At 66.0% G+C, this 17,328-nt stretch carries 21 protein-coding genes; 18 read left to right on the top strand and 3 right to left on the bottom strand.

Annotation, left to right across the window (positions count from 1 at the left end):
* Positions 1–9: 9 nt before the first annotated feature.
* Genes ACP16H_RS04465 through ACP16H_RS04455 form a run of 3 tightly spaced genes read right to left on the bottom strand, consistent with a single transcriptional unit; the run spans position 10 to position 2,414 of the window.
* On the bottom strand, positions 10–360 hold the full coding sequence (locus ACP16H_RS04465; protein WP_425071053.1) for a TfoX/Sxy family protein: 351 nt from the start codon (positions 358–360) through the stop codon (positions 10–12).
* Positions 357–1,172, bottom strand: a complete 816-nt coding sequence (locus ACP16H_RS04460) for an isocitrate lyase/PEP mutase family protein (protein ID WP_425071052.1) — start codon at positions 1,170–1,172, stop codon at positions 357–359. Before ACP16H_RS04460 ends, ACP16H_RS04465 begins: the two co-directional genes overlap by 4 nt.
* Before the next feature lie 57 nt (positions 1,173–1,229).
* On the bottom strand, positions 1,230–2,414 hold the full coding sequence (locus ACP16H_RS04455; protein WP_425071051.1) for a pyridoxal phosphate-dependent aminotransferase: 1,185 nt from the start codon (positions 2,412–2,414) through the stop codon (positions 1,230–1,232).
* Between the two features lie 281 nt (positions 2,415–2,695).
* Between ACP16H_RS04455 and ACP16H_RS04450 the strand changes: the two genes are divergently transcribed.
* From ACP16H_RS04450 to ACP16H_RS04365, 18 genes are all read left to right on the top strand, one after another.
* Positions 2,696–3,049, top strand: a complete 354-nt coding sequence (locus tag ACP16H_RS04450) for a hypothetical protein (protein ID WP_425071050.1) — start codon at positions 2,696–2,698, stop codon at positions 3,047–3,049.
* Positions 2,997–4,331 (top strand): DNA-packaging protein, encoded by a 1,335-nt coding sequence (locus tag ACP16H_RS04445; RefSeq protein ID WP_425071049.1) that lies wholly within the window; start codon positions 2,997–2,999, stop codon positions 4,329–4,331. The genes ACP16H_RS04450 and ACP16H_RS04445 overlap by 53 nt, the downstream gene beginning before the upstream one ends.
* Positions 4,332–4,588: 257 nt before the next feature.
* Positions 4,589–5,785, top strand: a complete 1,197-nt coding sequence (locus ACP16H_RS04440) for a phage portal protein (RefSeq protein WP_425071048.1) — start codon at positions 4,589–4,591, stop codon at positions 5,783–5,785.
* A complete protein-coding gene (locus tag ACP16H_RS04435) occupies positions 5,778–6,005 on the top strand; it encodes a GTA head formation protein, RCAP_rcc01685 family (protein ID WP_425071047.1) in 228 nt (75 codons plus the stop codon). Before ACP16H_RS04440 ends, ACP16H_RS04435 begins: the two co-directional genes overlap by 8 nt.
* Before the next feature lie 26 nt (positions 6,006–6,031).
* Complete coding sequence (locus ACP16H_RS04430; RefSeq protein ID WP_425071046.1) at positions 6,032–6,583, top strand: HK97 family phage prohead protease; 552 nt, start codon at positions 6,032–6,034, stop codon at positions 6,581–6,583.
* Between the two features lie 89 nt (positions 6,584–6,672).
* Positions 6,673–7,854: a phage major capsid protein gene (locus ACP16H_RS04425; protein ID WP_425071045.1), complete on the top strand. Its 1,182-nt coding sequence runs from the start codon at positions 6,673–6,675 to the stop codon at positions 7,852–7,854.
* A 174-nt stretch (positions 7,855–8,028) separates the two neighbouring features.
* On the top strand, positions 8,029–8,619 hold the full coding sequence (locus ACP16H_RS04420; protein ID WP_425071044.1) for a head-tail connector protein: 591 nt from the start codon (positions 8,029–8,031) through the stop codon (positions 8,617–8,619).
* A gap of 20 nt (positions 8,620–8,639) precedes the next feature.
* Positions 8,640–8,969, top strand: coding sequence for a head-tail adaptor protein (locus ACP16H_RS04415; RefSeq protein ID WP_425071043.1), 330 nt, complete (start codon positions 8,640–8,642; stop codon positions 8,967–8,969).
* The gene (locus ACP16H_RS04410) at positions 8,966–9,382 is read left to right on the top strand and encodes a DUF3168 domain-containing protein (RefSeq protein WP_425071042.1); all 417 of its coding nucleotides are present in this window, start codon (positions 8,966–8,968) and stop codon (positions 9,380–9,382) included. Before ACP16H_RS04415 ends, ACP16H_RS04410 begins: the two co-directional genes overlap by 4 nt.
* A gap of 48 nt (positions 9,383–9,430) precedes the next feature.
* The gene (locus ACP16H_RS04405) at positions 9,431–9,853 is read left to right on the top strand and encodes a phage major tail protein, TP901-1 family (RefSeq protein ID WP_425071041.1); all 423 of its coding nucleotides are present in this window, start codon (positions 9,431–9,433) and stop codon (positions 9,851–9,853) included.
* Positions 9,853–10,185 carry a gene transfer agent family protein gene (locus ACP16H_RS04400; RefSeq protein ID WP_425071040.1) on the top strand — a complete coding sequence of 111 codons (333 nt, stop codon included), beginning with the start codon at positions 9,853–9,855 and terminating at the stop codon, positions 10,183–10,185. Before ACP16H_RS04405 ends, ACP16H_RS04400 begins: the two co-directional genes overlap by 1 nt.
* Positions 10,172–10,366 (top strand): rcc01693 family protein, encoded by a 195-nt coding sequence (locus tag ACP16H_RS04395; protein ID WP_425071039.1) that lies wholly within the window; start codon positions 10,172–10,174, stop codon positions 10,364–10,366. Before ACP16H_RS04400 ends, ACP16H_RS04395 begins: the two co-directional genes overlap by 14 nt.
* On the top strand, positions 10,363–11,022 hold the full coding sequence (locus ACP16H_RS04390; RefSeq protein WP_425071038.1) for a phage tail tape measure protein: 660 nt from the start codon (positions 10,363–10,365) through the stop codon (positions 11,020–11,022). The genes ACP16H_RS04395 and ACP16H_RS04390 overlap by 4 nt, the downstream gene beginning before the upstream one ends.
* A gap of 12 nt (positions 11,023–11,034) precedes the next feature.
* Positions 11,035–11,667: a phage distal tail protein, Rcc01695 family gene (locus ACP16H_RS04385; protein WP_425071037.1), complete on the top strand. Its 633-nt coding sequence runs from the start codon at positions 11,035–11,037 to the stop codon at positions 11,665–11,667.
* Positions 11,667–12,551, top strand: coding sequence for a DUF2163 domain-containing protein (locus ACP16H_RS04380; RefSeq protein WP_425071036.1), 885 nt, complete (start codon positions 11,667–11,669; stop codon positions 12,549–12,551). The genes ACP16H_RS04385 and ACP16H_RS04380 overlap by 1 nt, the downstream gene beginning before the upstream one ends.
* The gene (locus ACP16H_RS04375) at positions 12,548–12,979 is read left to right on the top strand and encodes a peptidase (RefSeq protein WP_425071035.1); all 432 of its coding nucleotides are present in this window, start codon (positions 12,548–12,550) and stop codon (positions 12,977–12,979) included. The genes ACP16H_RS04380 and ACP16H_RS04375 overlap by 4 nt, the downstream gene beginning before the upstream one ends.
* Positions 12,980–12,982: 3 nt before the next feature.
* Complete coding sequence (locus tag ACP16H_RS04370; protein WP_425071034.1) at positions 12,983–16,963, top strand: baseplate multidomain protein megatron; 3,981 nt, start codon at positions 12,983–12,985, stop codon at positions 16,961–16,963.
* Complete coding sequence (locus tag ACP16H_RS04365; protein WP_425071033.1) at positions 16,960–17,304, top strand: hypothetical protein; 345 nt, start codon at positions 16,960–16,962, stop codon at positions 17,302–17,304. The genes ACP16H_RS04370 and ACP16H_RS04365 overlap by 4 nt, the downstream gene beginning before the upstream one ends.
* The last annotated feature ends 24 nt before the right edge of the window (positions 17,305–17,328 follow it).

Here is a 17,328-nt window from a genome sequence, read left to right as displayed (position 1 = left end):
CTGAAAAATTTAGCGTTTCGAATTGCGCGTAACACGGTCAATGACGCCGATTTCCGTAAGCTTTTCGAAAAAAGCCCTGTCGCCGGTTGGCGCGTTCTGGCCTTTCAACTGGTCGAAGGCGGTGCGCAGCTCGTCGCGCTCCTTTCCTTTGCAATCGTTCCAAGGGCGGCCTTGCAAGGCCATGTGCAGAACGTAATAGCCGATGAAATGCGGTCGCTCGCCGTTTGCCAGAAGGCGGCGATAGGCTTCGTGTGCGCCGATCTTGCGCAAGGCCTCGGCGTCGGGAATGCCGGCGGCGTTCAGGGCCTGTTCGGTCGCGGGGCCGAGGTTTCGGATCGACGAGATCGGCATGCCGCTCATGGCGCGTCTTGCAGGAGATCGTCGATCACGGAGCCGGAAACGGTGCGGCCAAGGGGCGAGAAGTCGCCCGTATCGAACATGGCGCGGGCAGCGTCGAGCACCACGCGATGCGTGGCGCGGGCGAGGCTGGAGCCAAGGGAGATACGCGCGACCCCGGCGGCGGCAAAGGCGCTGCGTGGGTGGTCGGTGAACCCTGCGACCAAGGCGTTGACCGGCAAAGCAGTGGCGCGGCAGATGTGGGCGAGGTCGTCGAAGGAGGGCGGCAGGGGGATGTAGACGCAATCGGCGCCTGCGGCCTCGTAGGCCTGTATCCGGGCGATGGCCTCGGGAAGGTCATAGTGGCCGTTCATGACACCGTCGGCGCGGGCCACCAGAACGAAGTCGTTGGACAGCGCGCGGGCGGCGGAGGCTGCAGCGCGGATGCGGTCGACCGCCAGAGGGCGGTCGTAGGGCGTGTCGGCGGGAAGGGCGGTGTCTTCGATGGAGATGCCCGCAAGGCCGACTTCGGCAGAGAGGCGCACGGTTTCGGCGCAGGTCTCGGGGGCCTCGCCAAAGCCGTTTTCGAAATCGCCGGAGACGGGAACGGAAACGGCGGCGACGAGATCCTGTGCGTGGGCGAGGGCTTCGTCGCGGGAGACGGTGCCCATGTCCGGGCGGCCCAAGGTGAAGGCATGGGCGGCGGAGGAGGTGGCGATGGCCGGGGCACCGAGCGCCGCGAGCATCATCGCCGATCCCTTGTCCCAGGCGTTGGCGAGGATGAAGGGATCGCCGGGGCGGTGCAGGTCGCGGAAGGATTGGGCGCGATCGGTCATGGGGTTCCCTTCATGCGTGTCGATCGAGGCCGTGTTGCGCGTTTTATGGCCTGTGAGTCAGGCCTCGGCAAGATCAGCAGCAAAGCGGCAGAGCGTGCGCACAGCCTCGGACAGGCGGTCGTCGGCGGTGGTGAGCGCAATGCGCAGGTGCCCGGCAGCGGATTGGCCGAAGCTCTCGCCGGGCATGACGGCGATGTGATGCGTGTCGAGCAGCTTGTGCGCGAAGGCTTCGCCCGAGAGCCCTGTCGCGCGGATGTCGAGCATGAGGTACATGGCCCCGCGCGACGGGATGACGGTGACGGTGTTCTGCTGCGCGAGAATGTCGAGCGCAAGGGTGCGGCGGCGGCGGAAGGGCTCGGCGATCTGACGTTCGAGGTCGGGGCCAGCGGTCAGGGCGAAGAGCGCCGCGTCTTGGATGTAGCCGGGAACGCCGTAGGTGGTGTTCGTTGCGAGGTCGATGAGGCGGGTGATGGCCTCTTCGGGGCCGGCTATCCAGCCGATGCGGGAGCCGGTCATGGCGTGGCTTTTCGACATGGAACCGATGGTCAGGGTGCGCTCGGCCATGCCGGGGAGGGCGCGAGGGGAAAGGTGGTCTCCTTCCCAGACCTGCGTGTCGTAGACCTCGTCCGAGATCAGCCAGAGGTCGTTGGCGATGCAGGCGCGGGCGATCTGGTCGAGCGTCTCGCGCGGGTAGACGGTGCCGGTGGGATTGTTGGGCGTATTGACCAGCAGTGAGCGGGCCTGCGTGGCGCGGGCGGCGCTGTCGATCTGCTCGAATGTCGGCAGGAAGTCGTCGGCGGCCTTCGTGGGCACGGCAACGGGCGTACCGGAGGCGGCGCGGATCGTGCCGGGGTAGGTCGCATAGTAGGGGTCGATGTACAGCGCCGCGTTGCCGGGGGTCAGCACAGCCATATGCGCAGCGAACAGCGCGGCCTGTCCGCCGGGGGTGATGAGGATGTTCCCGGGCGCGGTTGCGACCCCTGTGCGGGTCGTGATGCGGCGGGCAACTTCCTCGCGCAGGGCGCGGATGCCGGGAACCATGGCATAGCCGGTGTGGCCTCCGGTGGCGGCTGCATCCATGGCGGCGAGGATGCTGGCGTCGGTGCCGATGTCGTGTTCACCGATGGTCAGTTCGGTGATTGGGATGCCCTGCGCCTTCATCTGGCGGGCCTTGTAGAAGACCTCCCACCCGTCGGAGCCGTCGCCGTTGAGCGTGGTGATGCGGGGGCTGAGCTGGGGCATGGGGGACTCCTGTGTCTTGCGCGACAGGAGTGCCAGAGCGCAGGAGCAGGGGCAAGGCAATGCGGCCATGCGTTGGGCGGCGCGTTAACGATTTGTGCTTAAGTGTGAAGGCTTTCAATGGCTTGCGTTCGGTGCCCGCATTGACCGGGCGCGCGGTCGGGCGTAGCTTTCAAACCATGCTGGACGAGGTGTGGTGACGGCCCCGGGGGAAACCCTGCCAGGGGCCTTTTTCATGCCTGCCCAAAGGAGGGGCAACCTTACAGGCAAGAAAGGTGTCGAGCATGAGCAGCGATAACAACAACAGCTGTGCATTGGTAATTCCGGTTTGTGAGGCCGGGCGTCTGGAAGCGCAACGTGATGAGATTGCGCAGACGCTGGAAGAACTGACCGCGGATATCCGCGAGTTGCAGGAACGGATCAGGGGATCGGAGAGGGTGAAGAAGACCGACGTCGGAACGGCGTTGTCCGACCTTCGCTACTGGCTGAAGGCGGCGAGAGAAACGGAGGCTGAACTTGATGCCATCAGACGCAAACAGAACGGGATCGAAGGAGACTGGGGGCTGGACCTCGAGGCAGCCTACCATGAGGTCAGCTGCCGCCTGGATCGCATCCGGGCCACGTCACAGGAGGATTGAGTTCCTGAGTGGACTTTCCGAGGGAGCGCGCATTGCGCTCCCTTACCTGTTCGAGTTCTGGGCGCATCCGCATCAGTTGCCTCCCGAAGGTGACTGGCGGACATGGGTGATCCTGGGCGGGCGGGGCGCGGGCAAGACGCGCGCCGGGGCCGAATGGGTGCGGTCACAGGTCGAGGGGCGGTTGCCGCTGACCAAGGGGCGCTGCAAGCGGCTGGCCATCATTGGCGAGACGTTTGACCAGGCGCGAGAGGTGATGGTGTTCGGCGACAGCGGGATCATGGCGTGCTCGCCGCCGGATCGGCGGCCATTGTGGCAGGCCGGTCGCAAGTGCCTTGTCTGGCCGAACGGGGCCGAGGCGATGCTGTATTCGGCGAGCGAACCGGAAGCGTTGCGCGGGCCGCAATTCGACGGCGCCTGGGTGGATGAACTGGCCAAGTGGAAGAAGGCGAGAGACACCTGGGACATGCTGCAATTTGGCTTACGCCTGGGAGCGCATCCGCAGGTCTGCGTGACCACGACACCGCGCAACGTTGCGGTGCTCAAAGACATCATGGGTTATCCCTCGACCGTGATGACCCATGCGCCGACCGAGGCCAACCGGGCGAACCTTGCGTCGAGCTTCCTCGATGAGGTGCGCGAGCGGTTCGCGCATTCCTCGCTGGCGCGGCAGGAACTGGACGGCATGTTGCTGGAGCAGGTGGACGGCGCCATGTGGACGCAGGACATGCTCGACAAGCTGCGCGGTGGGCCGGTGCCGGATCTGCAAAGGATCGTGGTGGCGGTTGATCCCCCGGCGGGGGATTCGAAGAAGTCGGACGCCTGCGGGATCGTGGTGGCCGGTGTCTGGACCGCCGAGGACGGGCGGCGCCACGTGCATGTGCTGGAGGATGCCAGTGCGCGGGGGCTCAGTCCGCAGGGGTGGGCGCAGGTGGCGGTCGAGGCCGCGCGGCGCTGGAAGGCGCATCGCGTGGTGGCGGAGGTGAACCAGGGCGGGGCCATGGTCGAGACGGTTTTGCGGCAGGTCGACCCGGATATCGGGGTCACCCGGGTTCACGCGCGGGACGGCAAGTCGACGCGGGCCGAGCCGGTGGCGGTGCTGTATGAACAGGATCGGGTGCGCCACAACAATGGCATGGAAGAGCTGGAGGCGCAGATGTGCCTGATGACGCCCATGGGGTACGAGGGGCACGGCAGCCCGGACCGTGTTGATGCGCTGGTCTGGGCGGTGACGGAGTTGGTGCACGGCAAAGGCCCTGTGACGCCAAGGGTCAGATCGGCGTGACATCGCAAAGGGAAGGCCGGGCCATGTGCCCGGCCTTTTGTCTTTCAGGGGAGTCGGGGCACAGCCCCGACCTGCGCATCCTGATGGGCCATCAAGTATCTGTTTTTGCGAGGTAAAGCCCCGGGGTTGAGCACCGTACGGTGGTGCTACCGCCAATTAACTTCGCATTCATAGGGTGACTTTCGAAGCGCGGGGCATGGACCCGGTAGAGCCTCGCGGCGGAGCGGCGCGGTGGCAGCGGGAAAAGGAGCATGAGCATGGTTTTCGACTTTCTGCGGCGTGGCGGGGCGCAAGAGGCGGCGGTGGTGCCCGAGGTGAAGGCCTCGGCCACGGGGCGCGTTGTGGCGCATCTGTCCGGCGGTCGCGTGGCCTGGAGCCCGCGGGACACGGTTTCGCTGACGAAGCAGGCCTTTGCGGGCAACCCGGTGGGCTTTCGCGCGGTCAAGCTGATCGCCGAGGCCGCGGCGGCGCTGCCGCTGGTTCTGCAGGACGCCACGGCGCGCTACGCCGAGCACCCGATCCTGAAGCTGATTACCCAGCCCAATCCGGGGCAGGGCCGCGCCGAGCTGTTCGAGGCGTTGTACGGTCAGATGCTGCTGTCCGGTGACGGATATGTCGAAGCGGTAGCGGGCGAGCAGGGGTTGCCGTTTGAACTGCATGTGCTGCGCTCGGACCGGATGAGTGTCGTGCCGGGGCAGGATGGCTGGCCGGTTGCCTATGTCTACGAGGTCGCGGGGCGCAAGCATCGCTTCAACGTGACGGGGCCGGTGTCGCCTGTGCTGCATGTGAAGACGTTTCACCCGCAGGATGACCACTACGGTCTGTCGCCATTGCAGGCGGCTGCGCAGGCGGTGGATGTTCATAACAGCGCATCGCGCTGGTCGAAGGGGTTGCTGGACAACGCGGCGCGGCCCTCGGGCGCGATTGTCTGGAAGGGCGCCGATGGCAATGGACATCTGACATCCGAACAATACGACCGTTTGACCGCCGAGATGGAGGCGCACCATCAGGGGGCGCGAAACGCGGGGCGTCCGATGCTGCTGGAAGGCGGGCTGGACTGGAAACCGATGGGGTTCTCTCCGTCCGACATGGAGTTCCAGAAGACCAAGGAAGCGGCGGCGCGGGAGATCGCCGTGGCGTTCGGGGTGCCTCCGATGTTGCTGGGGATCCAGGGCGAGGCGACATACGCCAATTACGCCGAGGCGCATCGGGCATTTTACCGTCAGACGGTGCTGCCGCTGGCGTCGAAGGTCACCCACGCCGTCGGTCGCTGGCTGTCGTCCTACGTGGGGGACGAGGTGGAGTTGCGCCCGGATCTGGATCAGGTCCCTGCGCTGTCGGTGGAACGCGACGCGGTGTGGAACCGCGTGGCCGGGGCCGATTTCCTGACGGTGGCCGAGAAGCGTGCTCTGCTGGGGCTGCCCGCCCTGGACGTGGAGGCGGCAAGTGACTGAGTTGCGCAGTCGGGTCGAACCCTTCGCCTGCGCGCCGGGCTTGCGGCTGGAGAGCCACGAGAAGGTGGCGAAGCTGCAGTTCGATGCGCTCAACGACCGGTTCCAGCGGCTGGAGATGCTGATGGAACGTCTCGAGCGGCGGCTGTGGCTGGCGGTTTACGGCGTGGCCGGGGTGATCCTGGCCGAGGCCTTTCAGAAATTCATGAACTTGACGCCGTGAGGGCCGTCGGAAAGGGGATTTGCGAGATGGATCTGGAACACAAGTTCTGCCGCTTCGACGCAGAGGTGACGGTGGTCGAGGGCACGCGGATCGAGGGCTATGCCTCGCTGTTCGGCAAGTGCGACCAAGGGGGGGACGTGGTGGCGAAGGGCGCTTATGCGCGCTCGCTGAAGCGGCTGGTCGAAGAGGGGCGCGCGGTAAAGATGCTGTGGCAGCATGACCCGGCGCAGCCCATCGGCGTCTGGGATGAGGTGCGCGAGGATGAGCGCGGCCTGTACGTGAAGGGCCGCCTGCTGGACAGCGTGGCCAAGGGCCGTGAGGCCGCCGCGCTGATCGAAGCGGGCGCGATCGACGGCCTGTCCATCGGCTACCGCACTGTGAAATCCACAAAGAATGACAAGGGCCAGCGGCTCTTGGCGGAACTGGAGCTTTGGGAGGTGTCGCTGGTGACGTTCCCGATGCTGCCCAGTGCGCGGGTGGCGTCGAAGGGGGAAGAACTCCCCACCGATGACAGCGACGCCCTGCGCGAGTTGGCGGAGTCCCTCGAGGGCCTGCGCCGCAACCTGGCGGGCGTCTGACGCGCGTCACTCATGGCCGTGTCTGAAGGCTGACGGGGCGGAACGTCCCAGCCTGAAGCGCGGCAGGGCAACCACAAGAGGAAATGACCATGAGCAAACCCGAGACCAAGTCTCGGACCGGGGAAGATGTGTCTCCGGTCGCCCGGGTGAGTGCCGCGATGGCGGGACTGATCGGGGACTACAAGGCCCTCGCGGCTGAACTGGAAGAGAAGCTTGCAAAACAGGAAGAGCGACTGACCATGCTTGATCACAAATCCGCACTCGCAAAACGCCCGGCGCTGTCGACCCGCACCGAGGTCGAGGCGCCCCACCAGAAGGCGTTCGACGCCTACCTGCGCACCGGTGACGACGACGCCCTGCGTGGCATCGAGATCGAAGGCAAGGCGATGTCGACGGCGGTAAACGCCGATGGCGGCTACCTCGTCGATCCCGAGACCTCGGCCAACATCAAGTCGAAGCTGGAGTCGCTTGTTTCGATCCGTGCCATTTCCAACGTGGTGAACGTCGAGGCCTCGTCCTTCGACGTTCTGATCGACCGCAACGACACCGGCGCGGGCTGGGCGGCCGAGACCACGACCGCGGCAGAGACCGCGACGCCGACCATCGAGCGTATCTCGATCCCGCTGTATGAACTGAACGCCATGCCGAAGGTATCGCAGCGCCTGCTGGACGACTCGGCTTTCGACGTGGAGGCCTGGCTGGCCGCGCGCATCGCTGACAAGTTCATCCGCGCCGAGGCATCTGCCTTCATCAATGGCGACGGCGTGGACAAGCCGACGGGCATCCTGACCAACACCATCGTCGCCAACGACGTGTGGAACTGGGGCTCTCTGGGATATGTGGCCTCCGGTTCAGCGGCGGATATCGGCAATGGCGATGCGCTGATCGACTTGGTCTATGCGCTGGATGCGCGCTACCGCCCGACCGCGACCTTCGTGATGAACTCGAAGACTGCCGGCGCGCTGCGCAAGCTGAAGGATGCCGATGGCCGTCACCTGTGGGCCGATGGTCTGGCGGCGGCGGAACCCGCGCGCCTGCTGGGTCAGCGCGTGCTGATTTCCGAGGACATGCCGGACATCGCGGCGGGCGAGCATCCGATCGCCTTCGGTGATTTCGGTGCGGGCTACACCATTGCGGAACGCCCGGACATCCGCGTCTTGCGCGACCCGTTCTCGGCCAAGCCGCACGTGCTGTTCTATGCGTCCAAGCGCGTGGGCGGCGGTGTCAGCGACTTTGCCGCGATCAAGTTCATGCGCTGCGCAGTGTCGTAAGCGCAAAGCGGACCGGGAGGCGGTGAAATCCGCCTCCTGACGGGCGCGCGTGGTCCCGGGTTGTCCAGCTTCCCCTCCGCCCGTGCAGCCTGGGCGGCGCGCGCCCACCTGCCGTTTGGCCCCGCTGACACAGCCGAGGGCGAGAACCGTGGTCGAGGATTTCGGAGAAAAGACATGATGTTGGTGGAAGAAACACAGGTGGCGGAGGCGGCCCTCCCGGTGGCAGCGCTGAAAGAGCATCTGCGGCTGGGCAGCGGATTTTCCGAGACCGACCTGCAAGATGCTGTGCTGGCGTCCTTTCTGCGGGCGGCTCTGGCGGCGATCGAGGCGCGGACCTCGAAGGCGTTGATCCAGCGCGGGTTCGTGGTGACCTTCGAAGACTGGCAGGAACGCACCGTCCAGAAGCTGCCCATCGCGCCGATTGCGGCGGTGACCGAGATCACGCTGGTGGACGGCTTCGGTGCCGCGCAGACCGTGGCGCCCTCGGCCTATCGGCTGGTGAAGGACAATTTCGCGCCAAAGCTGCGCTCGGTCGGGACCTTTCCCAGCGTGCCCAAGGATGGGGCCATCGAGGTACGCTTTCAGGCGGGCTACGGTGCGACGTTCGACGCGGTGCCGGCGGATCTGCAACAGGCGGTTCTGCTGCTGGCGGCGCATTACTACGAATACAGGGACGAGACGGCGCTGAGCCAGGGTTGCATGCCGTTCGGCGTCACCAGCCTGATCGCGCGGTATCATCCGATCCGCATGGGGCTGAACGCATGAGCGGCCCGGCGGACAGGAGCATGGCGCTGAACCACAAGCTGGTTCTGGAAGCGCCGCAGGAGATCCCCGACGGCGCGGGCGGCTGCCTGCGCAGCTGGGGTGCGCTGGGCACGCTCTGGGGCAAAGTCGAACCGCGATCCGCCCGGTTGGGGCTGGGGGAGGTCGGGGCGATCTCGTCGAGCGGCTTCACCGTCTGGGTACGTGGCGCGCCCGTGGGGCAGTCTAACCGACCCGCGCCGGGACAGCGGTTCGTGATGCAGGGCCGTGTGCTGCGCATCGAGGCGGTCACCGAGGAAGAGCCGCGCGGGCTGTACCTGCGGTGCAGCTGCAACGAGGAGGTCTCGGCATGACTTATGCATTATCCGGGGCCTTGCAGACGGCGGTCTACGGACTGCTTCAGGCCGACCCTGCGCTGGAGACGCTGGTGGGCGAGGCGATTTTCGACTGCCCACCCGCCGGGACGCTGCCGCCGCTTTACGTGGCGCTGGGCCCGGAGCGGGTGCGAGAGGCAGGCGACAAGGACGGCAACGGGGCCTGGCACGAGTTCGACATCTCGGTGGTGACCGAGAACGCCGGGTTCCTGACCGCCAAGCAGGCGGCGGGCGCGATCAGCGATGCGCTGCACGGGGCGGACCTGACCTTGGGCCGGGGTGTGCTGGTGGGCCTGTGGTTCCTGCGCGCCAAGGCGGGGCTGGAAGCGGACGGGCGGCGCAGGATCGACCTGACTTTCCGCGCCCGTGTCGAGGATGTGGTCGCGCCGTAAACGGCGCCGCCTTTTGGACTGAACCTTTCTTTGGATGGAGTGAGACAGATGGCTGCTCAGAACGGCAAGGACCTTTTGGTGAAGGTCGACATGACCGGCACCGGCACGTTCCAGACTTTCGCGGGGCTGCGTGCCACGCGCATCAGCTTCAACGCCGAAAGCGTGGATGTGACCACGCTGGAATCCCAAAATGGCTGGCGCGAGCTGCTGGCCGGGGCAGGCGTGAAATCTGCCAATATCAGCGGGTCGGGCGTGTTCAAGGACGCGGCGACGGATGAACGCGCGCGGCAGATCTTCTTTGCGGGGGAAACCCCGGATTTCCAGGTCATCATCCCCGACTTCGGCACCGTGGAAGGCAAGTTCCAGGTGACCTCGATCGAATACGCGGGATCGCACGATGGCGAGGCCACCTACGAGGTATCGCTGGCTTCGGCGGGCGAGCTGACCTTCACCGCGGTGCCGGTGGTCTGATGGCCAATCCGTGGCGGGGGGATGTGGCGCTGGTCATCGACGGCCAGCCCCACGTGATGCGGCTGACGCTGGGCGCGTTGGCAGAACTGGAAGCGGGGCTGGAGACGGGCTCGCTGATCGACCTGGTGCAGCGGTTCGAGGCGGGAGGCTTCAGCACGCGCGACGTGCTGGCGCTGATCGTCGCCGGGCTGCGCGGCGGTGGCTGGCAGGGTCGGGCCTCTGACCTGCTGGCCGCCGAGATCGAGGGCGGGCCGATGGCTGCGGCGCGGGCTGCGGCGGAACTTCTGGCGCGGGCCTTCATGCTGCCGGAGACGGCCGATGCAAAGGTTTGACTGGCCCGAGCTGATGCGCGCGGGGATGCGTGGACTGGGGCTGAAGCCCTGGGAATTCTGGCAGCTGACCCCGGCGGAACTGCAACTGCTCTTGGGCGAAGGTTCCGGCCTGCGCCCCTTGGGACGCAAACGGCTCGATGAGCTGATGGCGGCCTTTCCCGACAGGAGTGACGAGACATGAGCGACTTCGAGATCGAGACCCTGGGCGACGAGGCCATGCGGCTGGAACAGTCGCTGAGCGGCGCTGCCGGAATGGCCGCGGCCTTCGACGCCGAGATGCGGCGGATCAACACGACCTTTTCGGACACGGGCCGCAGTGCCGTCAGGTTGGAAGGGACGCTTTCACGTGGCGTGGCGCGGGCCATCGACGGGGTGGTGCTGGATGGGATGAAGCTGTCGGACGCCATGAAGGGCGTCGCACAGTCGATGATCGACGCGGCCTGGCGATCGGCGGTCAAACCGGTGGCGAACCATGTTGGCGGCTTCCTGGCCTCTGGCATGTCGTCGATCTTTGGTGATTTCTCTCCCTTCGCCAAGGGGGGCAGTTTCACCCAAGGCCGCGTCATGCCCTTTGCCTCCGGGGGTGTCGTCAGCAGTCCGACCACCTTTCCCATGCGTGGCGGCACCGGGTTGATGGGCGAGGCGGGGCCGGAGGCGATCATGCCGCTGACGCGCGGTGCCGATGGCAAGCTGGGGGTGCGCGCGGCGGGGGGCGGTCAGCCGGTCTCCATCGTGATGAACATCCACACGCCGGACGCGCGGTCCTTTGAACGCAGCCAGAGCCAGATCGCGGCGCGCATGAGCGCCGCGCTGGGCCGTGGCGCGCGCAATCGTTGAACGGAGGGAACCATGGCATTTCACGAGGTGAGATTCCCGGCGGACCTGAGCTTTGGCTCGGTTGGCGGGCCGGAGCGGCGCACGGATATCGTGACGCTCACCAGCGGGTTTGAAGAGCGCAATACGCCCTGGGCGCATTCGCGCCGGCGTTATGACGCGGGGCTGGGGCTGCGCTCGCTCGATGATGTGTCGGCGATGATCGACTTCTTCGAAGCGCGTCAGGGCCAGTTGTTCGGGTTCCGCTGGAAGGACTGGGCGGATTTCAAATCCTGCACGCCGTCGCGCACCGTGGCCAACGGCGATCAGGTGATCGCGCGGGGCGACGGCGTGACGAAAAGCTTTCAGCTGATAAAGACCTACCGTTCTGGCACAGCGGAATACGCGCGTCCCATTACCAAGCCGGTGGCGGGGACGGTGATTGCCGCCGTGCAGGACGACGAGATGCGCGAGGGCGTGCATTTCGAGATCGACACCACCACGGGGATCATCACCTTTGTCGAGGCGCCCATGGCGGATGTCGAGATCAGCGCGGGCTTCGAATTCGACGTACCGGTGCGGTTCGACACCGACCGGATCAATGTCTCTGTCGCCAGCTTCCGCGCGGGACAGGTGCCTGACGTGCCGGTGGTGGAGGTGCGCATCTGATGGGACAGGCTGAACTGCATGAACACCTTGCCACCGGTGTGACGACGGTCTGTCGCGCCTGGGCCGTGACGCGCAAGGACGGGACGGTGTTCGGGTTTACCGACCACGACCGCGATCTGGCGTTCGACGGGCTGACCTTCAAGGCCGAGACCGGCCTTTCGGCACGCGCCTTGGCGCAGTCGACGGGCCTCTCGGTGGACAATACAGAGGCCATGGGTGCGCTCTCCGATTCGGCGATCCGCGAGGAAGACATTGCCGCGGGCCGTTTCGACGGGGCCGAGGTGGTGGCCTGGTTGGTGAACTGGTCCGACGTAAATGCGCGCCGCGTGATGTTCCGGGGCCATATCGGCGAGGTGCGTCGGGGCGAGGGGGCTTTCCACGCGGAACTGCGCGGCCTGTCCGAGGCGCTGAACCGCCCCGTCGGACGCGTATACCAGAAACCCTGCACCGCCGTGCTGGGGGATGCGTCCTGTGGGTTCGACCTCAACACGTCCGGCTATGTCCACGAAGATGCACTGTTCGGAGTCGAAGAGACACGTGTCTTCCTGTGCGGGCCTTTGACCGGGTTCGAGCCGGGGTGGTTCCAACGCGGGCGGCTAACGGTGCTGTCAGGCGACGCCGCCGGGCTGTCCGCCGCGATCAAACGCGATCAGTTCCGCCCCGACGGGACACGGGTCATCGAGATATGGGAGCCGTTGCGCGCCTCTCCGGTTGCGGGCGACCTGGTGCGTCTGGAGGCCGGTTGCGACAAGCGGTTTGACACCTGCCGCCTCAAATTCGGCAACCTGGTCAATTTTCAGGGCTTTCCGGACATCCCCGAGGAAGACTGGGTCATGGTGCATCCGGCCTCGGCCAAGGCCAAAACCGGGGGGAGCCGCAGATGAACACGGTGGTCAATGCCGCGCGGGGGTGGATCGGCACGCCCTATATCCACCAGACCTCGGTCAAGGGCGCGGGCTGCGATTGCCTCGGCCTCTTGCGCGGCGTCTGGCGCGAAGTGATCGGGCCGGAACCAGAGGCGGTTCCGGCCTACACGCGCGATTGGTCGGAACCCGAGGGGGATGAACGGCTATGGCGGGCGGGGCTGACGCATCTGGTGCCAAAGGCGCTGGGCGATGCCACACCCGGCGACGTGCTTCTGTTCCGGATGCGCGAGGGCGCGGTGGCCAAACACATCGGCCTTCAGGGCGAAATCGGTGCGCAGGCGAGCTTCATCCATGCCTACACGGGGCATGGGGTGATCGAAAGCGCCTTCAGCGCGCCATGGGCACGGCGCGTCGTGGCGCGGTTTGCCTTTCCATTGGGAGATTGAGTGATGGCGACGATCCTTCTTTCCGCCGCGGGCGCGGCAATAGGCAGTTCCATCGGTGGGTCCGTCATGGGCATTTCGGCAATGGCGGCGGGACGGTTCGTCGGCGCAGCCATCGGCCGGTCCATCGACGCACGCCTGATGAACCAGCGGGTCATGGGGCAGGGCACCGAGGTGGTCGAAACGGGGCGGATCGACCGCTTTCGGGTCACCGGCGCGGGTGAGGGTCAAGCTGTCACCCAAGTTTACGGACGGATGCGGATCGGCGGGCATGTGATCTGGGCGACCGAGTTCGTCGAGCATGTGCATGAAAGTGGCGGGGGCGGCGGCTCCAGCGGCGGTGGCGGCAAGGGGGCACCCCGTGCGCCGACCCGTCCCGATCCGATCGTTCGGGAATACAGCTATACGGTCAGCCTTGCGCTGGCACTGTGTGAGGGTGAAATCACGTCGGTCGGGCGCATTTGGGCGGACGGGGCCGAGATCCCGCTGCGCGACCTGAACATGCGCGTTTACACGGGTACGCGCGACCAACTCCCCGACCCAAAGATCGAGGCCGTCGAAGGCGCGGGGGCCGTGCCTGCGTATCGCGGCACGGCCTATGTGGTGATCGAGGATCTGGATCTCGGGCGCTTTGGCAACCGCGTGCCCCAGTTCAGTTTCGAGGTGACGCGTCCCGAGGCCGGGGCCGATGACGTGCCCGCGCAATTGCAGGCGGTCGCAATGATCCCCGGCACGGGGGAATACGCGCTGGCAACCGAACCGGTCTACTGGTCTTATGCGGCGGCGACGGATGCGCTGTTCGGTACGGGGCCGGGAGGGCAGGCCGTTGCCAATGTGAACTCACCATCCGAAGAACCGGACTTCAATACATCCCTGCGGCAGCTGACCGAAGAGGCCCCCGCCTGCGGAGCGGCTTCGCTGATCGTCAGCTGGTTCGGGAACGATCTGCGCTGCGGTTCCTGCGAGATCAAACCAAAGGTGGAACAGACCGCGCATGAGGCGCGCATGCCCTGGACCGTCTGCGGTCTGTTGCGTCCTCAGGCCGAGGTTGTCCCGCTGGAGGCGGGCCGCCCGGTCTATGGCGGCACTCCGACCGATCAATCGGTCATTCAAGCCATTCAGCGCATGACGGCGCAGGGGCTGAAGGTGATGTATTACCCCTTCATCCTGATGGATCAGACGGCCGGGAACGGTCTGACGGACCCGTGGACCGGAGCGGCGGGGCAGCCTGCCTTGCCTTGGCGCGGGCGGATCACCTTGTCGGTGGCGCCGGGTCTGAGCGGGACGCCCGATCAGACCGCTGCGGCGGATGCCGAGGTCGCCGCCTTCTTTGGTACGGCGCAGGCCAGCCACTTCATCGTTGGCAATGGCACCACGGGATACACCGGTCCCGCGGAATGGCGCTACAACCGCTTCGTTTTGCATCAGGCGGCGCTGTGTGCGGCCGCTGGTGGCGTGGAGTCGTTCTGTATCGGATCGGAACTGCGCGGGCTGACGCAAATTCGCGGGACATCCGGTTTCCCGGTGGTTCAGGCGTTGAAGGCACTGGCGGCAGAGTGCCGGGCCATACTCGGTCCGCAGACCAAGATCGGCTATGCCGCCGACTGGAGCGAATACTTCGGCTACCATCCGCAGGACGGTTCGGGTGATCTTTATTTTCACCTCGATCCGCTATGGTCGGATGCCAATATCGACTTCGTCGGCATCGACAACTACATGCCGCTCTCCGACTGGCGCGACGACGAAGATCATGCCGACAGTGTATGGGGTCATATCGGCAACCTCGACTACCTCCGTGCCAATATCGAAGGCGGCGAGGGGTATGATTGGTATTACGAGGGGCAGGAGGCCCGCGATGCCCAGGTCCGCCTGCCGATCACAGATGGTGAACACGATGAACCCTGGGTCTGGCGTTACAAGGACATCCGCAACTGGTGGCTCAACCGTCATCACGAGCGCATCGGGGGCACCCGGCAGGAACTGCCGACGGACTGGGAGCCGCAATCCAAACCGATCTGGTTCACCGAACTGGGCTGCGCCGCCGTGGACAAGGGGACCAACCAGCCCAACAAGTTCCTCGATCCGAAAAGCTCGGAATCGAGCCTGCCGTATTACTCCAACGGGTTGCGTGACGAGGCCATCCAGCGCCAGTACCTGCGTGCCATGCTGGGTTACTGGAGCGAAGCAGAGCACAATCCGGTTTCCGAGGTCTATGCCGGTCCGATGCTCGACATGTCGCGCGCTTTCGTCTGGGCATGGGATGCCCGGCCATATCCCTGGTTCCCGGGGAATGCGGCACTGTGGTCGGACGGCGCGAACTATCGCGCCGGGCATTGGCTGAACGGGCGTGTGTCCGGGCGGACGCTTGCCTCTGTCGTAACCGAGGTCTGTCGTCGTGTCGGATTGACCCGTATCGACACCTCGGGCCTGCATGGCTTTGTCCGTGGATACGTTGTCCCGGACGTGGCAGACGCCCGCCGTGCGCTGCAGCCACTCATGCTGGCCTATGGCTTCGACGCCATCGAGCGAGACGGCACGCTGGTGTTCCGCATGCGCACAGGGGCCAATCCCACCGACCTGAGCCTCGCGCAGTTTGCGGTCTCGGACGAGCTCGAAGGCGACATCGAGGAGGTCCGCGCCGGAGAAGCCGAGATGGCAGGCCGTGTACGGGTCGGTTTTGTGCTGGCTGACAGTGACCATCAGGCCGTGACCGAAGAGGCCGTGCTGCCCGACGATGCCACGCATGCCGTTTCAGACACGGACATCGCGTTGACGCTGACCCGCTCCGAGGGCCGTCAGACCGCGGAGCGCTGGCTGGCGGAGGCGCGGGTGGCGCGTGACACGATGCGCTTTGCCCTGCCGCCCTCGCACCTGGCGCTGGGCGCGGGCGACATCGTCCGCCTGCCGTCGAAATCCGGCCCCGTGCTGGCGCGCATCGACAAGGTCGAGGTGATGGAATACCAACTGATCGACGCCGTTCGTATCGAGCCCGACATCTACCTGCCATCGACCTTTGACGAAGACGCGGCGCGGCTGCGTCCCTTCGTGCCCGCAACGCCGGTGACACCGTTGTTCATGGACCTGCCCTTGATGAGCGGGGCCGAAGTCGAACATGCGCCGCACCTCGCCGTCACGGCGCTGCCCTGGCCGGGGTCCGTTGCGGTCTACGATGCTCCCGAGGATGCCGATTATACGATCAACCGATTGATTGCCGCGCGCTCTGTTATCGGGATCACCGAAACGCCGCTCCTTCGGGCGCGACCCGGAATGATCGACCCCGGCGCGCCCTTGCAGGTCCGTCTCGCCACCGGGACCCTGTCGTCCATCACGGACGGGGCGTTCCTGTCTGGAGGAAACCTCATGGCCATCGGCGACGGCGGCCCGGGCAACTGGGAACTGTTCCAGTTCCGCGACGCGGCACTGTTTGGCGAGAACCAATGGCTCCTGAGCCATCGCCTGCGTGGCCAGTCGGGATCGGACGGCATCATGCCGGACGCCTGGCCGGTTGGGTCCTACGTGGTCTTGATGAACGGCGCACCGTCCCAGATCGGTCTGGCGTCAGGACTGCGCCGCGTGGCACGCCACTACCGCATCGGTCCGGCCAAGCGACCCTACGACGACCCGACGTTTACCCACAGCGTCGAAGCCTTCGACGGCAATGGGCTGCGCCCCTACCGCCCGGCGCATCTCACTGCGACGGATACCGGGGCGGATCTGTCGCTGACCTGGGTCCGACGCACCCGCATCGACGGCGACACTTGGGAAACCTACGAGGTGCCGCTGGGCGAGGACAGCGAAGCGTACCTTGTGCGTGTCATTCAGGGAGGCACCATCGTGCGGGAGGCACAGACAATGACTCCGCAATGGACCTATTCCGCGCTCGCGCGCGCACAGGACGCCCTGACCGGAGACTACCAGATCGCCGTGGCCCAGATCTCTGCTCGCTATGGCCCGGGGCCATTCATCTCGATCGGGTTGGCGGCATGAGACCGGTCCTGTCCCAGGACATCAACGCGGCGGCGCGGGCCTTGATGCCCGTGCCGCCCGAGGCGCGTCGCGTCCTGATACGCCGGATGCTGGCCGAGGCAGATGCGGCGGACGCATTCCGCCGCACCCACCGCAAGGCGCATGCCACATGGGGCGACGGCACATTGATGGCTGCCGCGCTGGCCCGTCCGGTTGCGCGGGAAACGCCTCTTTCAGGCGATTATCTCGAATGCCAATACCTTGTGCTCGAGGCGCTTTTGAAATGGCGAAACCCGAACGCGGGTGCAGGGGCGGAGCCTCACGACCCTGAACCCCCTGTTCACCATCCAGAGAAGAACTGATCCGAATTGGTCATATCCTCCATC

The sequence above is a fragment of the Sagittula sp. S175 genome, from assembly GCF_049800975.1.
Lineage (GTDB): Bacteria > Pseudomonadota > Alphaproteobacteria > Rhodobacterales > Rhodobacteraceae > Sagittula.
The sequence above is the reverse complement of the archived record's forward strand: the minus strand, read 5'-3'. Positions and strand labels throughout refer to the sequence as shown.

What these genes read in the sequence shown, in the direction of transcription:
- ACP16H_RS04365 (WP_425071033.1), top strand. Translation starts at nt 16,960, where the DNA reads ATGAGACCGGTCCTGTCCCAGGACATCAACGCGGCGGCGCGGGCCTTG.
- ACP16H_RS04410 (WP_425071042.1), top strand. Translation starts at nt 8,966, where the DNA reads ATGACTTATGCATTATCCGGGGCCTTGCAGACGGCGGTCTACGGACTG.
- ACP16H_RS04425 (WP_425071045.1), top strand. Translation starts at nt 6,673, where the DNA reads ATGAGCAAACCCGAGACCAAGTCTCGGACCGGGGAAGATGTGTCTCCG.
- ACP16H_RS04405 (WP_425071041.1), top strand. Translation starts at nt 9,431, where the DNA reads ATGGCTGCTCAGAACGGCAAGGACCTTTTGGTGAAGGTCGACATGACC.
- ACP16H_RS04375 (WP_425071035.1), top strand. Translation starts at nt 12,548, where the DNA reads ATGAACACGGTGGTCAATGCCGCGCGGGGGTGGATCGGCACGCCCTAT.
- ACP16H_RS04450 (WP_425071050.1), top strand. Translation starts at nt 2,696, where the DNA reads ATGAGCAGCGATAACAACAACAGCTGTGCATTGGTAATTCCGGTTTGT.
- ACP16H_RS04400 (WP_425071040.1), top strand. Translation starts at nt 9,853, where the DNA reads ATGGCCAATCCGTGGCGGGGGGATGTGGCGCTGGTCATCGACGGCCAG.
- ACP16H_RS04370 (WP_425071034.1), top strand. Translation starts at nt 12,983, where the DNA reads ATGGCGACGATCCTTCTTTCCGCCGCGGGCGCGGCAATAGGCAGTTCC.
- ACP16H_RS04440 (WP_425071048.1), top strand. Translation starts at nt 4,589, where the DNA reads ATGGTTTTCGACTTTCTGCGGCGTGGCGGGGCGCAAGAGGCGGCGGTG.
- ACP16H_RS04390 (WP_425071038.1), top strand. Translation starts at nt 10,363, where the DNA reads ATGAGCGACTTCGAGATCGAGACCCTGGGCGACGAGGCCATGCGGCTG.
- ACP16H_RS04420 (WP_425071044.1), top strand. Translation starts at nt 8,029, where the DNA reads ATGATGTTGGTGGAAGAAACACAGGTGGCGGAGGCGGCCCTCCCGGTG.
- ACP16H_RS04455 (WP_425071051.1), bottom strand. Translation starts at nt 2,414, where the DNA reads ATGCCCCAGCTCAGCCCCCGCATCACCACGCTCAACGGCGACGGCTCC.
- ACP16H_RS04460 (WP_425071052.1), bottom strand. Translation starts at nt 1,172, where the DNA reads ATGACCGATCGCGCCCAATCCTTCCGCGACCTGCACCGCCCCGGCGAT.
- ACP16H_RS04465 (WP_425071053.1), bottom strand. Translation starts at nt 360, where the DNA reads ATGAGCGGCATGCCGATCTCGTCGATCCGAAACCTCGGCCCCGCGACC.
- ACP16H_RS04380 (WP_425071036.1), top strand. Translation starts at nt 11,667, where the DNA reads ATGGGACAGGCTGAACTGCATGAACACCTTGCCACCGGTGTGACGACG.
- ACP16H_RS04445 (WP_425071049.1), top strand. Translation starts at nt 2,997, where the DNA reads ATGAGGTCAGCTGCCGCCTGGATCGCATCCGGGCCACGTCACAGGAGG.
- ACP16H_RS04415 (WP_425071043.1), top strand. Translation starts at nt 8,640, where the DNA reads ATGGCGCTGAACCACAAGCTGGTTCTGGAAGCGCCGCAGGAGATCCCC.
- ACP16H_RS04430 (WP_425071046.1), top strand. Translation starts at nt 6,032, where the DNA reads ATGGATCTGGAACACAAGTTCTGCCGCTTCGACGCAGAGGTGACGGTG.
- ACP16H_RS04385 (WP_425071037.1), top strand. Translation starts at nt 11,035, where the DNA reads ATGGCATTTCACGAGGTGAGATTCCCGGCGGACCTGAGCTTTGGCTCG.
- ACP16H_RS04395 (WP_425071039.1), top strand. Translation starts at nt 10,172, where the DNA reads ATGCAAAGGTTTGACTGGCCCGAGCTGATGCGCGCGGGGATGCGTGGA.